Annotated in this window: 10 protein-coding genes and 1 tRNA gene; 1 reads left to right on the top strand and 10 read right to left on the bottom strand. The window is 67.2% G+C overall.

Annotated features, from left to right (window positions below):
- Positions 1 to 35: 35 nt before the first annotated feature.
- The 10 genes from ACFV7Q_RS26750 to ACFV7Q_RS26705 all read right to left on the bottom strand — a co-directional run bounded on the left by ACFV7Q_RS26750 (position 36) and on the right by ACFV7Q_RS26705 (position 13401).
- Positions 36 to 3935 carry a DNA-directed RNA polymerase subunit beta' gene (locus ACFV7Q_RS26750; protein ID WP_385432012.1) on the bottom strand — a complete coding sequence of 1300 codons (3900 nt, stop codon included), beginning with the start codon at positions 3933 to 3935 and terminating at the stop codon, positions 36 to 38.
- A 98-nt stretch (positions 3936 to 4033) separates the two neighbouring features.
- Positions 4034 to 7516: a DNA-directed RNA polymerase subunit beta gene (gene rpoB, locus ACFV7Q_RS26745; protein WP_385432011.1), complete on the bottom strand. Its 3483-nt coding sequence runs from the start codon at positions 7514 to 7516 to the stop codon at positions 4034 to 4036.
- A gap of 595 nt (positions 7517 to 8111) precedes the next feature.
- Positions 8112 to 8501 (bottom strand): 50S ribosomal protein L7/L12, encoded by a 390-nt coding sequence (rplL, locus tag ACFV7Q_RS26740; RefSeq protein WP_385432009.1) that lies wholly within the window; start codon positions 8499 to 8501, stop codon positions 8112 to 8114.
- Between the two features lie 111 nt (positions 8502 to 8612).
- Positions 8613 to 9143 (bottom strand): 50S ribosomal protein L10, encoded by a 531-nt coding sequence (gene rplJ, locus ACFV7Q_RS26735; protein ID WP_385432007.1) that lies wholly within the window; start codon positions 9141 to 9143, stop codon positions 8613 to 8615.
- Positions 9144 to 9489: 346 nt separating this feature from the next.
- The gene (locus ACFV7Q_RS26730; protein WP_385432005.1) at positions 9490 to 10341 is read right to left on the bottom strand and encodes a hypothetical protein; all 852 of its coding nucleotides are present in this window, start codon (positions 10339 to 10341) and stop codon (positions 9490 to 9492) included.
- 210 nt (positions 10342 to 10551) lie between these two features.
- Positions 10552 to 11280 (bottom strand): 50S ribosomal protein L1, encoded by a 729-nt coding sequence (rplA, locus tag ACFV7Q_RS26725; protein WP_385432003.1) that lies wholly within the window; start codon positions 11278 to 11280, stop codon positions 10552 to 10554.
- A gap of 89 nt (positions 11281 to 11369) precedes the next feature.
- Positions 11370 to 11804 (bottom strand): 50S ribosomal protein L11, encoded by a 435-nt coding sequence (gene rplK / locus ACFV7Q_RS26720; protein WP_179173465.1) that lies wholly within the window; start codon positions 11802 to 11804, stop codon positions 11370 to 11372.
- A 165-nt stretch (positions 11805 to 11969) separates the two neighbouring features.
- Positions 11970 to 12857, bottom strand: a complete 888-nt coding sequence (nusG, locus tag ACFV7Q_RS26715) for a transcription termination/antitermination protein NusG (RefSeq protein WP_385432001.1) — start codon at positions 12855 to 12857, stop codon at positions 11970 to 11972.
- Positions 12858 to 12941: 84 nt separating this feature from the next.
- Positions 12942 to 13223, bottom strand: a complete 282-nt coding sequence (secE, locus tag ACFV7Q_RS26710) for a preprotein translocase subunit SecE (RefSeq protein ID WP_385432000.1) — start codon at positions 13221 to 13223, stop codon at positions 12942 to 12944.
- Between the two features lie 105 nt (positions 13224 to 13328).
- Positions 13329 to 13401 (bottom strand) — tRNA-Trp (locus ACFV7Q_RS26705).
- Positions 13402 to 13593: 192 nt separating this feature from the next.
- Between ACFV7Q_RS26705 and ACFV7Q_RS26700 the strand changes: the two genes are divergently transcribed.
- Positions 13594 to 14820 carry a pyridoxal phosphate-dependent aminotransferase gene (locus ACFV7Q_RS26700; RefSeq protein ID WP_385431998.1) on the top strand — a complete coding sequence of 409 codons (1227 nt, stop codon included), beginning with the start codon at positions 13594 to 13596 and terminating at the stop codon, positions 14818 to 14820.
- Positions 14821 to 14915: the final 95 nt, after the last annotated feature.

The raw sequence follows: 14915 nt of genomic DNA, 5'->3' as shown, positions 1-14915 counted from the left end.
TTCCGGAGCAGCGGGGGGCTTCCTCTTGTGGACCCTTAGCCGTTGTACGGGCCGTAGTCGTAGTCCTCCAGCGGGACGGCCTGGCCGGAGCCGGTGCCGAAGGGCGAGTAGTCGATGTCGTCGTAGCCGACGGCCGAGTACATCGCGGCCTTCGCCTCCTCGGTGGGCTCGACCCGGATGTTGCGGTAGCGGGCGAGGCCCGTACCGGCCGGGATGAGCTTACCGATGATGACGTTCTCCTTGAGGCCGATCAGGGAGTCCGACTTGGCGTTGATCGCCGCGTCGGTCAGGACCCGGGTCGTCTCCTGGAAGGACGCCGCCGACAGCCAGGACTCGGTGGCGAGCGAGGCCTTGGTGATACCCATCAGCTGCGGACGGCCGGAGGCGGGGTGACCGCCCTCGGTGACCACACGACGGTTCTCGGTCTCGAAGCGCGAACGCTCGACGAGCTCGCCCGGGAGCAGCTCGGCGTCGCCCGACTCGATGATCGTCACGCGGCGGAGCATCTGCCGGATGATGATCTCGATGTGCTTGTCGTGGATCGACACGCCCTGCGAGTTGTAGACCTTCTGGACCTCGCCGACCAGGTGGACCTGGACCGCACGCTGGCCGAGGATGCGCAGCACGTCGTGCGGGTTGGTGGCACCCGCGGTGAGCTTCTGGCCCACCTCGACGTGGTCGCCCTCGTGGACGATGACCTTGGCGCGCTTGGAGATCGGGAAGGCCGTCTCGTCGCTGCCGTCGTCCGGCGTGATGACGATCTTCTTGGTCTTCTCGGTCTCCTCGATCCGCACGCGACCGGCGGCCTCGGAGATCGGGGCGACACCCTTCGGGGTACGGGCCTCGAAGAGCTCGACGACACGCGGCAGACCCTGGGTGATGTCGTCACCGGCCACACCACCGGTGTGGAAGGTACGCATCGTCAGCTGGGTGCCGGGCTCACCGATGGACTGGGCGGCGATGATGCCGACCGCCTCACCGATGTCGACCAGCTTGCCGGTGGCCAGGGAGCGGCCGTAGCAGAAGGCACAGGTACCGACGGCGGACTCACAGGTCAGGACCGAGCGGGTCTTGACCTCCTCCACGCCGGCCGCGACGAGCTGGTCGATGAGGACATCGCCCAGGTCGACGTTGGCCGGGGCCAGGACCTTGCCGTCGACGACGACGTCCTCGGCGAGCATGCGCGCGTACACCGAGGTCTCGACGTCCTCGGCCTTGCGCAGGACACCGGTCTCGTCCCGGACGGCGATCTTCAGCTTCAGGCCGCGGTCGGTGCCGCAGTCCTCCTCGCGGATGATCACGTCCTGCGAGACGTCCACCAGACGACGGGTCAGGTAACCCGAGTCGGCGGTACGCAGGGCGGTGTCGGCCAGACCCTTACGGGCACCGTGGGTGGAGATGAAGTACTCCAGCACGGAGAGGCCCTCACGGAACGAGGCCTTGATCGGACGCGGGATGGTCTCGTTCTTCGCGTTCGACACCAGACCACGCATACCGGCGATCTGCCTCATCTGCATCATGTTTCCTCGGGCACCCGAGTCAACCATCATGAAGATGGGGTTGGTCTTGGGGAAGTTCGCGTTCATCGCCTCGGCGACCTCGTTGGTCGCCTTGGTCCAGATCGCGATGAGCTCCTGCGTGCGCTCGTCCTTGGTGATCAGACCGCGCTCGTACTGCTTCTGGACCTTCTCGTCCTGGGCCTCGTAGCCCGCGACGATCTCCTTCTTGGCCTCGGGGACCACGACGTCGGAGATGGCCACGGTGACGCCGGAACGGGTCGCCCAGTGGAAGCCGGCCGCCTTCAGGTTGTCGAGCGTCGCCGCCACGATGACCTTGGGGTAGCGCTCGGCCAGGTCGTTGACGATCTCGGAGAGCTGCTTCTTGCCCACCGAGTAGTCGACGAACGGGTAGTCCTCCGGCAGCAGCTCGTTGAAGAGCGCACGACCCAGCGTGGTCTTCAGACGGAAGCTGTCGCCCGGCTGGAACTCCGGCTCGCCCTCCTCCGCGACCGGGGGGACCCAGCCGCGCGGCGGGATGGTGCCCACCGGGAAGCGGATGTCGACCTGCGACTGCAGCGAGAGCTCGCCGGCGTCGAAGGCCATGATCGCCTCGGCGGTGGAGCCGAAGGCACGGCCCTCGCCCTTGACGTCGCGCAGCTCGCCGTCCGTGGTGAGGAAGAACAGACCGAGGACCATGTCCTGGGTCGGCATCGTCACCGGGCGGCCGTCGGCCGGCTTGAGGATGTTGTTCGAGGACAGCATCAGGATGCGGGCCTCGGCCTGCGCCTCCGCGGACAGCGGCAGGTGCACGGCCATCTGGTCACCGTCGAAGTCTGCGTTGAACGCGGTGCAGACGAGCGGGTGGATCTGGATGGCCTTGCCCTCGACCAGCTGCGGCTCGAAGGCCTGGATGCCGAGGCGGTGCAGCGTGGGCGCACGGTTCAGCAGCACCGGGTGCTCGGCGATGACCTCTTCGAGGACGTCGTACACGACGGTGCGGCCGCGCTCGACCATGCGCTTGGCCGACTTGATGTTCTGCGCGTGGTTCAGGTCGACCAGGCGCTTCATCACGAACGGCTTGAAGAGCTCCAGCGCCATGGCCTTGGGCAGACCGCACTGGTGCAGCTTCAGCTGCGGACCGACGACGATCACGGAACGCGCGGAGTAGTCCACGCGCTTACCGAGCAGGTTCTGACGGAAGCGACCCTGCTTGCCCTTCAGCATGTCGCTGAGGGACTTCAGCGGGCGGTTGCCGGGGCCCGTGACCGGGCGGCCGCGACGGCCGTTGTCGAACAGCGCGTCGACGGCCTCCTGGAGCATGCGCTTCTCGTTGTTCACGATGATCTCGGGGGCACCGAGGTCGAGGAGGCGCTTCAGGCGGTTGTTGCGGTTGATGACACGGCGGTACAGGTCGTTCAGGTCGGAGGTCGCGAAGCGGCCACCGTCCAGCTGCACCATCGGACGCAGGTCCGGCGGGATCACCGGGACGCAGTCCAGGACCATGCCCTTGGGGCTGTTGCTGGTCTGCAGGAACGCGGAGACGACCTTCAGACGCTTCAGCGCACGGGTCTTCTTCTGGCCCTTGCCGGTGCGGATGATCTCGCGGAGGCGCTCGGCCTCCTCCTCCAGGTCGAAGGACTCCAGGCGCTTCTGCAGCGCCGCGGCGCCCATCGAGCCGTCGAAGTACGTGCCGAAGCGGTCACGCAGCTCGCGGTAGAGGAGCTCGTCGCCCTCCAGGTCCTGGACCTTGAGGTTCTTGAAGCGGTTCCAGACCTCGTCCAGGCGGTCGATCTCGCGCTGGGAGCGGTCGCGGAGCTGCTTCATCTCGCGCTCGGCGCCCTCGCGCACCTTGCGGCGCACGTCGGCCTTGGCGCCCTCGGCCTCGAGCTCGGCCAGGTCGGACTCGAGCTTCTTGGCGCGGGCCTCCAGGTCGGAGTCGCGGCGGTTCTCGATCTGCTGGCGCTCGACGGAGACGTGGGCCTCCAGCGACGGCAGGTCGCGCTGACGGCGCTCGTCGTCGACGAACGTGATCATGTACGCGGCGAAGTAGATGACCTTCTCGAGGTCCTTCGGCGCGAGGTCCAGCAGGTAGCCGAGGCGCGACGGGACGCCCTTGAAGTACCAGATGTGGGTGACGGGGGCGGCAAGTTCGATGTGGCCCATCCGCTCACGGCGCACCTTGGCGCGCGTGACCTCGACGCCACAGCGCTCACAGATGATGCCCTTGAAGCGGACACGCTTGTACTTGCCGCAGTAGCACTCCCAGTCCCGGGTCGGACCGAAGATCTTCTCGCAGAAGAGTCCGTCCTTCTCGGGCTTCAGGGTGCGGTAGTTGATGGTCTCCGGCTTCTTGACCTCGCCGTGCGACCAGGTACGGATGTCGTCCGCGGTGGCAAGGCCGATCCGCAGCTCGTCGAAGAAGTTGACGTCGAGCACTGTGCGTCAATCCCTCTTTCGGGGTCGTGTCTCAATCATGGTCTGAACGGTCCCGGGGATGGCCGGGGGCTGCGGTTGCGAGCCCCCGGCCAGGCCCGTCAGACCTCTTCGACGCTGCTCGGCTCGCGCCGGGACAGGTCGATACCCAGCTCCTCCGCAGCGCGGAAGACGTCCTCGTCGGTGTCGCGCATCTCGATGGACATGCCGTCCGAGGACAGCACCTCCACGTTGAGGCAGAGCGACTGCATTTCCTTGATGAGCACCTTGAAGGACTCGGGAATGCCCGGCTCGGGGATGTTCTCGCCCTTGACGATGGCCTCGTAGACCTTCACGCGGCCGGTGACGTCGTCGGACTTGATGGTCAGGAGCTCCTGGAGGGCGTAGGCGGCACCGTAAGCCTCGAGCGCCCACACCTCCATCTCACCGAAGCGCTGGCCACCGAACTGCGCCTTACCACCCAGCGGCTGCTGCGTGATCATCGAGTACGGACCGGTCGAACGGGCGTGGAGCTTGTCGTCGACCAGGTGGTGGAGCTTGAGGATGTACATGTACCCGACCGAGATCGGGTCCGGGAACGGCTCGCCGGAGCGGCCGTCGAACAGGCGCGCCTTGCCGGACGGGAGCACCATGCGCTCGCCGTCGCGGTTCGGGATGGTGTGCTGCAGGAGGCCGGCCAGCTCGTCCTCGCGGGCACCGTCGAACACCGGGGTGGCGACGTTGGTGCCGGGGGCGACCTGGTCCGCGCCGATGACCTGCAGGCGCTGGGCCCACTCGTCCGCGAGGCCGGAGACGTCCCAGCCGCGGCTGGCGAGCCAGCCGAGGTGGATCTCCAGGACCTGTCCCGGGTTCATTCGGGACGGGACACCGAGCGGGTTGAGGATGATGTCGACCGGGGTGCCGTCCTCGAGGAACGGCATGTCCTCGATCGGGAGGATCTTGGAGATGACACCCTTGTTGCCGTGGCGGCCGGCGAGCTTGTCACCGTCGGTGATCTTGCGCTTCTGGGCGACGTAGACGCGGACCAGCTGGTTCACGCCCGGGGGAAGCTCGTCCCCCTCCTCGCGGTCGAAGACGCGGACGCCGATGACCTTGCCGATCTCACCGTGCGGCACCTTCAGGGAGGTGTCACGGACCTCGCGGGCCTTCTCACCGAAGATCGCGCGGAGCAGGCGCTCCTCCGGGGTCAGCTCGGTCTCACCCTTCGGGGTGACCTTGCCGACCAGGATGTCGCCGGCGACGACGTCCGCACCGATGCGGATGATGCCGCGCTCGTCGAGGTCGGCGAGGACCTCCTCGGAGACGTTCGGGATGTCCCGGGTGATCTCCTCGGGGCCGAGCTTGGTGTCACGGGCGTCGACCTCGTGCTCCTCGATGTGGATCGAGGAGAGGACGTCGTCCTGGACGAGGCGCTGCGACAGGATGATCGCGTCCTCGTAGTTGTGGCCCTCCCACGGCATGAACGCCACGAGCAGGTTCTTGCCCAGCGCCATCTCGCCGTTCTCGGTCGCCGGACCGTCGGCGAGGACCTGGCCCTCGATGACCCGGTCGCCCTCGTTGACGATGACCTTCTGGTTGACCGAGGTGCCCTGGTTGGAGCGGTTGAACTTGGCGACGCGGTACGTGGTGTACGTGCCGTCGTCGTTCGTGACGGTGATGTAGTCGGCCGAGACCTCCTGGACGACACCGTCCTTCTCCGCCTTGATGGAGTCGCCGGCGTCGACGGCGCAGCGGTACTCCATGCCGGTGCCGACGAGCGGGGCCTCCGCCTTGATGAGCGGAACGGCCTGGCGCATCATGTTCGCGCCCATGAGGGCACGGTTGGCGTCGTCGTGCTCGAGGAAGGGGATCATGGCGGTCGCGACCGACACCATCTGGCGCGGCGAGACGTCCATGTAGTCCACGTCGTCACCGGGGACGTAGTCGACCTCGCCGCCACGGCGGCGGACCAGGACGCGGCCCTCGGCGAAGCGCAGGTTCTCGTCCAGGCGCGCGTTGGCCTGGGCGATGACGAAGCGGTCTTCCTCGTCGGCGGTCAGGTAGTCGACCTCGTCGGTGACCTGGCCGTCGACGACCTTGCGGTACGGGGTCTCGACGAAACCGAACGCGTTGACGCGGCCGTAGGAGGCGAGCGAGCCGATCAGACCGATGTTCGGGCCTTCAGGGGTCTCGATCGGGCACATGCGGCCGTAGTGCGACGGGTGGACGTCACGGACCTCGAAGCCCGCCCGCTCACGGCTCAGACCACCGGGGCCGAGCGCGGAGAGACGGCGCTTGTGGGTCAGACCAGACAGCGGGTTGTTCTGGTCCATGAACTGCGACAGCTGGCTGGTGCCGAAGAACTCCTTGATGGAGGCGACGACCGGCCGGATGTTGATCAGGGTCTGCGGCGTGATCGCCTCGACGTCCTGGGTGGTCATGCGCTCGCGGACGACGCGCTCCATGCGCGCCAGACCCGTGCGGACCTGGTTCTGGATGAGCTCGCCGACGTTGCGCAGGCGGCGGTTGCCGAAGTGGTCGATGTCGTCGGTCTCGACGACGATCGAACGGCCGGACTCGCCGATGGTCTCGGTCTCGCCCGCGTGGAGCTTCACGAGGTACTTGATCGTCGCGATGATGTCGTCGACGGTCAGCACGCCGGCGTCGAGCGGCTCGTCGGCCCCGAGCTTCTTGTTGACCTTGTAGCGGCCGACCTTCGCCAGGTCGTAGCGCTTCGGGTTGAAGTACAGGTTCTCGAGCAGCGTCTGCGCGGCCTCACGGGTCGGCGGCTCGCCCGGACGCAGCTTGCGGTAGATGTCGAGCAGCGCGTCGTCCTGGCCCTGGGTGTGGTCCTTCTCCAGGGTGGCGCGCATGGACTCGTACTCGCCGAACTCCTCCAGGATCTGCTCGGTGGTCCAGCCGAGGGCCTTCAGGAGGACGGTGACAGACTGCTTGCGCTTGCGGTCGATGCGGACACCGACCATGTCGCGCTTGTCGACCTCCATCTCCAGCCAGGCACCCCGGGACGGGATGATCTTGGCGGAGAAGATGTCCTTGTCGGACGTCTTGTCGATGGAGGAGTCGAAGTAGACGCCGGGGGAGCGCACCAGCTGCGACACGACGACACGCTCGGTGCCGTTGATCACGAAGGTGCCCTTGTTGGTCATGAGCGGGAAGTCGCCCATGAATACCGTCTGAGACTTGATCTCACCGGTCTCGTTGTTCGTGAACTCGGCCGTGACGAAGAGCGGCGCCGCGTACGTGAAGTCGCGCTCCTTGCACTCGTCGACGGAGTTCTTCGCCGGCTCGAACCGGTGGTCGCGGAAGGTCAGCGACATCGACCCGGAGAAGTCCTCGATCGGCGAGATCTCCTCGAAGATCTCCTCCAGACCGGACTTGGTGGGAACGTCCAGTCCACTCTCGAGCGCCGACTCGACGCGAGCCTTCCAGGCGGCGTTGCCGAGCAGCCAGTCAAAGCTCTCGGTCTGCAGCGCCAGGAGGTTCGGAACCTCGAGCGGCTCCTTGATCTTTGCAAAGGAGATGCGCAGCGGGGCGGTGCTGGCACCGTTGTTCGTATTGGTCGAGGCGTTGCGCGAGGCGGCCAAGAGGGGGTCCTTCCGAGGGCTCGGACTCACTACGCGCGTACCGGTCCCAGCCGACACAGGAGACGCACTCCCCGAACTGGTTGAAATGCCAGGTCAGGGCGTATCAATCAAGTGTGCTCGAGCGTGGGCATGCCCCTGGCGACGGGCAGGGGGCAGCTAACAGGCAGCGCAAAGGGTCAGTGTAGCCACTCGGCTCACTGATGTCCAGACCAGGTTTCCGGAAACCGGCAACAGGCCTTCCCCACGTCGTTAAAACCCAACCCTGCGTCCAACGTCGCGGCTCTTCGTACACAGAGCGCGTATCAGTACTGCCCTCTTCGTAGTCGATCCATGCCTCGAATCCTCGATCGGTGGTCCCGATCGCGGATCGAGCTGGCGACGGTCCTGAGAATTGCGCGCCGCGTGCCGTTCGTCAAGGCCCCCTGCTCCGTGCGGATCATCTCGGCCCCGTCGCGGGACCCTCGCACGGGGCAACGATGATCACCCTACTCCCCAACGACGACAGGGCAAGTCAGGCACCGCCGAATACGCCGAAGGGCGACCACCCTTGCGGGTGATCGCCCTTCGCAGAGGCCGTCAGGCGGCCTCAGAGGTGTTACTTGACCTCGACGGAGGCACCGGCGCCCTTGAGGGCCTCGGCGGCCTTGTCAGCGGCCTCCTTGTTGACCTTCTCGAGGACCGGCTTCGGGGTGCCGTCGACGAGGTCCTTGGCCTCCTTCAGACCCAGGGAGGTCAGCTCGCGCACGACCTTGATGACCTGGATCTTCTTGTCGCCGGCGCCGGTGAGGATGACGTCGAACTCGTCCTTCTCCTCCTCGGCCGCACCGGCGTCGCCGCCGGCCACGCCGCCAGCCATGACGACCGGGGCGGCCGCAGCGGCGGTGACGTCGAACTTGTCCTCGAAGGCCTTCACGAACTCGGCGAGCTCGATGAGGGTCATCTCCTCGAACTGAGCGAGCAGGTCGTCCTGAGACAGCTTCGCCATGATGGGCGATCCTTCCACTAATTCGGCAGGTGCCGAGATGTATCGAAAGGCGGGCGTAACGGCCCGCTACGATCCGCGCACTAGGCGGCGCGGATCAATGCGCGAGCCGAATTACTCGGCACCGCCCTGCTCGGCCTGCTTGGCGCGAAGGGCGTCCACGGTGCGGACGAGCTTCGTCGGCAGCGCCTGGAAGAGCGAGGCAGCCTGGGACTGCTTGCCCTTCATGGCACCGGCCAGCTTGGCGAGCAGAACCTCGCGGGACTCGAGGTCCGCAAGCTTCTTGATCTCGTCGGCGGACAGCGCCTTGCCGTCAAGGACACCGCCCTTGATGACGAGCTTGGGGTTCTCCTTGGCGAAGTCACGCAGAGCCTTCGCCGACTCCACCGGGTCACCGGTGACGAAGGCAACCGCGGTCGAACCAGCAAGGTGCTCGTCCAGCGCGGAGATCCCGACCGAGTTGGCCGCAATCTTGGTCAGCGTGTTCTTCACCACGGCGTACTGGGCGTTCCCACCGAGCGAACGACGCAGCGTCTTGAGCTGCGCAACGGTGAGCCCCGTGTACTCGGTCAGCACAGCGGCGTTCGAGCTGCGGAACATGTCCTCCAGCTCGGCTACCGCGGCAGCCTTGTCGGGCCTTGCCATAGAGCGTCGGCCTCCTTCCGGGTGATGAGGACCGCGCAGAAGGGGCTGGACAAAACAAAGCGCCCCGGGCGCAGGCGCACGGGGCAAGGCTCTACCAGGATCGAAATCCCGGGAGCATTTCCACAGTCACCTGCGCGGGTCGCCCGCTTTCAGCGGATCCTTCGGCCACCGCTCCCTTACGGGCGCGGCAACGACCAGCGGTCTTTGGCTTCCGTGGAACTGTACGTGACCGGGTCCCGCGAGGGCAAATCGCCCTCGGGGCCCGGTTGGCCGGGGCCGGACGGAGCACGGGCGACCGGAGCCCCCGCGGCGTTCTGGTGCGGCCGTACGGTCGTGCGGGCGGCCGTCAGCCCTGCCGGGCCAGCTCGGAAAGGTCCATGACCTGGTCGGCCGGAGGGGCGGCGACGTCGACCGGCTTGTTGACGTCCAGGAACTTGACGGTCAGGTCCATCGGTCCCGAGGTGCCCTCGCCCCGGGTGCGGAACTGCTTGGTCTGGGCGTTCTCGTCGATCCAGATGTCCATGACGAGGCTCTTGATGCCCTGGGCTTCCAGCGCCTTCAGGTTCTTCTCCTGGCGCTCCTTGGCCTCGGGCTTGCCCGCGGCGGAGTGGGCGCGCAGCTCGTCCAGGGTGACGGTGCCGGTGAGGTGCGTCGTCTTCTGGCCGTCGACCGTCTCCTCGCCGACCTTCTTCAGGTCCTTGGCGGCGCTCAGGTCGTCGGCCTTGTCGCCCGGCTTCTCGCCCTGCGTGCCGCTGCCGAGCTGGTCGAGCTGCTTGGCGGCGGCGGGGTCCGCGGACGCGAGGTCGAACTTCAGGAACTTGCCCTCGGCGCCCAGGTACATGACGCCGTCGACGAGGCGGATGTCCACGCTCTCGCCCGGCTTCTCGGGGTTGGCCATCTTCATGGCCATGGCCACGGAGGGCTTGAGGCGCATGGAGGCCTCGCCGGAGATCTGCTGTCCGGCGGCCGTGCCCGACATGGTGTAGCGGAGCGAGGTGATCTCCGCGGACTTCGTCTTGGTCTTCTCCAGGTAGGACGCCGGGGTGACCTCGGCCGGCTTGGGTGCGGCCGCGGAGGGCGCCGCGGCGGCGCCGCTGTCCTTCTTGGCACCCTTGCCGTCCTCGCACGCCGTGGCGCCGCCGGCCAGCACAACGGCGGCCAGGACGGCCCCGACGGCCTTCTTGCGGTACGCGTTCATGTGTGTTCCCCACCCCTGATGCAATGAACGCCACCTCGTGAGCCGGTCGCACCGGCCGTGAGACAGCAGTGACTCCATGTCGTGCAGCTGACACTAATCGAACAGGGTTCGCGTGGCACGCGAAAAACGGGCCCTCCGCCCCGGGAAGGGGGCGGAGGGCCCGTTCAAGGTGCCGCAGGCGGGCCGCAGGGCGGCCCGGAGACGTCAGCCTCAGACAGCAGCCGGGTCTTCCTCGACGAGGAGGTTCCGGGTGCGGTTCGGGTCGACCTGGATGCCGGGGCCCATGGTGGTGCTCACGGCGGCCTTCTTCAGGTAACGGCCCTTGGCGGCGGACGGCTTCAGACGGAGGATCTCCTCCAGGGCCGCGCCGTAGTTCTCGACCAGCTGCGCATCGGAGAAGGAGACCTTGCCGATGATGAAGTGCAGGTTCGAGTGCTTGTCGACGCGGAACTCGATCTTGCCGCCCTTGATGTCGGTGACGGCCTTGGCCACGTCCATCGTCACGGTGCCGGTCTTCGGGTTCGGCATCAGACCACGCGGACCGAGCACGCGGCCGAGGCGGCCGACCTTGCCCATGAGGTCCGGGGTGGCGACGACCGCGTCGAACTCGTTCAGGCGGTTGCCCTTGGCGATCTCGTCGATCAGCTCGTCGTTGCCGACGATGTCGGCGCCGGCGGCCTCCGCGGCCGCAGCACGGTCACCGGTCGCGAAGACCAGGACCCGGGCGGTCTTACCGGTGCCGTGCGGGAGGTTCACGGTGCCACGGACCATCTGGTCGGCCTTGCGCGGGTCAACACCCAGGCGGAAGGCGACCTCGACGGTGGCGTCGAACTTGACCGAGGAGGTCTCCTTGGCGAGACGGACGGCCTCGAGCGGGGCGTACAGCTTCTCCCGGTCGACCTTGGCGTCCGCAGCGCGGAGAGTCTTGCTGCGCTTCACTTCTGCTCCTGTTTTTTCGCTTCAGGCATGGAGTTGTGGTGCGGGCCAGCGCTTGGCCCTACCACGGGTGGTGCAAGGGGTGGCTGGAATCAGCCCTCGACGGTGACGCCCATCGAACGCGCGGTGCCAGAGATGATCTTCATGGCGGCGTCGACGTCGTTGGCGTTCAGGTCGGGCATCTTCAGCTCGGCGATCTCGCGGACCTGGGCGGCCGTCAGCTTGGCGACCTTGTCCTTGTGCGGGGTGCCGGAGCCCTTGTCCACGCCCGCAGCCTTGAGGATCAGCTTCGCGGCCGGCGGGGTCTTGGTGACGAAGGTGAAGGAACGGTCCTCGTAGACCGTGATCTCCACCGGCACGACCATGCCGCGCTGCGACTCGGTCGCGGCGTTGTAGGCCTTGCAGAACTCCATGATGTTGACGCCGTGCTGACCCAGCGCGGGGCCGACCGGCGGGGCCGGGTTGGCCGCACCGGCGTTGATCTGGAGCTTGATAAGCCCCGTGACCTTCTTCTTCTTGGGAGGCATTGCTCTCTCCGGGTCCTAGTGAGAGTTTTCCGCCGCCGATCCGGTCATCCGGATGGAGGCATACCGCACCACGATAACGGGTATCGGTGCGGGGCTTAAAACCGAGCAGGTCAGACCGCCCTTTGCGGGGCGGCCTGACCTGGCCGGAAGCGGTGACTCAGAAGATCAGTTCTTCTGGATCTGGTCGAAGCTGAGCTCGACCGGGGTCTCGCGTCCGAAGATCTCGACGAGGCCCTTGACCTTCTTCGAGTCCGGGTTGATCTCGTTGATGGTCGCCTGCAGCGTGGCGAACGGGCCGTCGGTGACGGTGACCGAGTCGCCGACCTCGAAGTCCAGGACCTCGATGGTGCGCTTGACCGCGGGCGCCGGGAGGCCGGCCTCCTCGGCGGCCTGCTTGGCGGCCTTCTCCTGCGCCTCCGGGGCGAGCATCTTGACGATCTCGTCCAGGGTCAGCGGGTACGGGTCGTAGGCGTTGCCGACGAAGCCGGTGACGCCCGGGGTGTTGCGGACGACGCCCCAGGACTCGTTCGTCAGGTCCATGCGGACGAGCACGTAGCCGGGCAGCTTGTTCTGCCGGACGTTCTTGCGCTCGCCGTTCTTGATCTGGACGATCTCTTCCTCGGGCACCTCGGCCTGGTAGATGAACTCCTCGACGTTCAGCGAGACGGCACGCTGCTCCAGGTTGGCCTTCACGCGCTTCTCGTAGCCCGCGTAGGTGTGGATCACGTACCACTCGCCGGGCAGCGTGCGCAGCTCGTCGCGCAGGGCCTGGATCGGGTCGACGTCCTCCGCCTCGGCGGCCTCCTCGACCTCCTCCGCGGGCTCGGCCGCGGCCTCGACGGCCTCGTCCTCATCGGCGTCGGCGTCGACGTCCGCATCGGCGTCGCCCTCGTCCTCGACGTGCAGCGCGGCCTCCTCGGCAGCGGCACCGGCCTCGGCGTCGGCGAGCTCCGCCTCGTCGGGGTCCACAGCGTCTGCCGCCTCGACGATGTCGAGCTCGTCCTCGACGGACTCGACGGAGTCGTGGCTCGCGTTCAGGTTCGGGTCAGACACGGTGGCTGCTTCTTCCTGGATACAAAAGGTGGTGGAACATGCGAAAACGGGCGGCACCCATCAAGGCGCCGCCCTCCGCGAGGATCAGCCGAAGACGAACTTGATGGCTTCCTGGAACCCATAGTCAATCACGGTCACCAGACCGATCATGATGACGACGAAGACAATCACCACGGTGGTGTACGTCGTGAGCTGGTTACGGGTCGGCCAGACGACCTTGCGGAGCTCCGCGACGATCTGGCGGTAGAACAGTGCGAGCCGGCCCAGAGGGCCCTTCTTCCCGCGCTTGCCGCCCTTGCGGGCCTTCTTCTCGCGGGTGCCGTCCTCGGCGTCAGGCATGTCGATGGAGCCCAGGGCGTCCGTCACGTCTCTCACCTGAATCCGGGTCGGGGCCGTGGCCGCGCCCGGTTGCGCCGCACGGCGTTGCATCTAAGTACGTACCTGCGCACACATCCGAGAAGGAGTGTGGAGCAGGGCCGGAGGGACTCGAACCCCCAACCGCTGGTTTTGGAGACCAGTGCTCTACCAATTGAGCTACGACCCTTTGCGTTCCCCAACCTACCGCATGCAGACGAGTGCACGGAGTGCTCACGCGCTGCTGTGGCCGGCGAGGTCCAACGACAGGTGAGTGTACGTGTTCCCGGCCCTGACGTCGAACAGAGCGCAGATACGGGTGGTCCGTCCGATGTCCGGAACGGTGTGCGGGGCCTCCCGGGCTTCTGGGACGATTGGCCGTATGACGTCTGCTACGCCTTCCTCCGAGCGCCGGGTGTCCGCCCGTATCGGCGCCATCTCCGAGTCCGCCACCCTCGCCGTCGATGCCAAGGCCAAGGCCCTCAAGGCCGCCGGGCGCCCGGTCATCGGCTTCGGCGCGGGCGAGCCCGATTTCCCGACCCCGGACTACATCGTCGAGGCTGCGGTCGAAGCCTGCCGCGACCCGAAGTTCCACCGGTACACGCCGGCGGGCGGCCTGCCCGAGCTGAAGAAGGCCATCGCCGAGAAGACGCTGCGCGACTCCGGCTACGAGGTCGACGCGTCGCAGGTGCTGGTGACCAACGGCGGCAAGCAGGCGATCTACAACGCCTTCGCCGCGATCCTGGACCCGGGTGACGAGGTCATCGTCCCGGCTCCGTACTGGACCACCTACCCGGAGTCGATCCGGCTGGCCGGCGGCGTCCCGGTCGATGTCGTCGCCGACGAGACCACCGGCTACCGGGTCTCCGTCGAGCAGCTGGAGGCCGCGCGCACCGAGCGCACCAAGGTCGTCCTGTTCGTCTCCCCCTCCAACCCGACCGGCGCGGTCTACAGCGAGGAGGACGCGAAGGCGATCGGCGAGTGGGCCGCCGAGCACGGCCTGTGGGTGCTGACCGACGAGATCTACGAGCACCTGGTGTACGGCGGGGCGAAGTTCACCTCGCTGCCGGTGCTGGTGCCGGCCCTGCGCGACAAGTGCATCGTCGTCAACGGCGTCGCCAAGACGTACGCCATGACCGGTTGGCGCGTGGGCTGGGTCATCGGCCCGCAGGACGTCATCAAGGCCGCGACCAACCTGCAGTCGCACGCCACCTCGAACGTCTCGAACGTGGCCCAGGTCGCCGCGATCGCCGCCGTCTCCGGGGACCTGGACGCCGTCGCGGAGATGCGCAAGGCCTTCGACCGCCGCCGCCAGACGATGGTGAAGATGCTCAACGAGATCGCCGGCGTGGTCTGCCCGACCCCGGAGGGCGCGTTCTACGCGTACCCCTCGGTCAAGGGGCTCCTCGGCAAGGAGATCCGCGGCAAGCGCCCGCAGACCTCCGCGGAGCTCGCCTCGCTGATCCTGGACGAGGCCGAGGTCGCGGTCGTCCCGGGCGAGGCCTTCGGTACCCCCGGCTACCTGCGGCTTTCGTACGCCCTGGGTGACGAGGACCTGGTCGAGGGCGTGTCCAGGATCCAGAAGCTGCTGGCCGAGGCGAAGTCCTGAGCCCTCCCGGCCGATCCGGAGCGGGGGGGGGGCCCCCCCGGGGGGGGGGGGGCGCGGTTTGTTTTGTGTTGGTAAAAAAAACAAAGCCCCCCCCC

Origin of the sequence: Streptomyces sp. NPDC059851 (genome assembly GCF_042732005.1) — a bacterium.
In the GTDB taxonomy this organism is placed as follows: domain Bacteria; phylum Actinomycetota; class Actinomycetes; order Streptomycetales; family Streptomycetaceae; genus Streptomyces.
The sequence above is the reverse complement of the archived record's forward strand: the minus strand, read 5'-3'. Positions and strand labels throughout refer to the sequence as shown.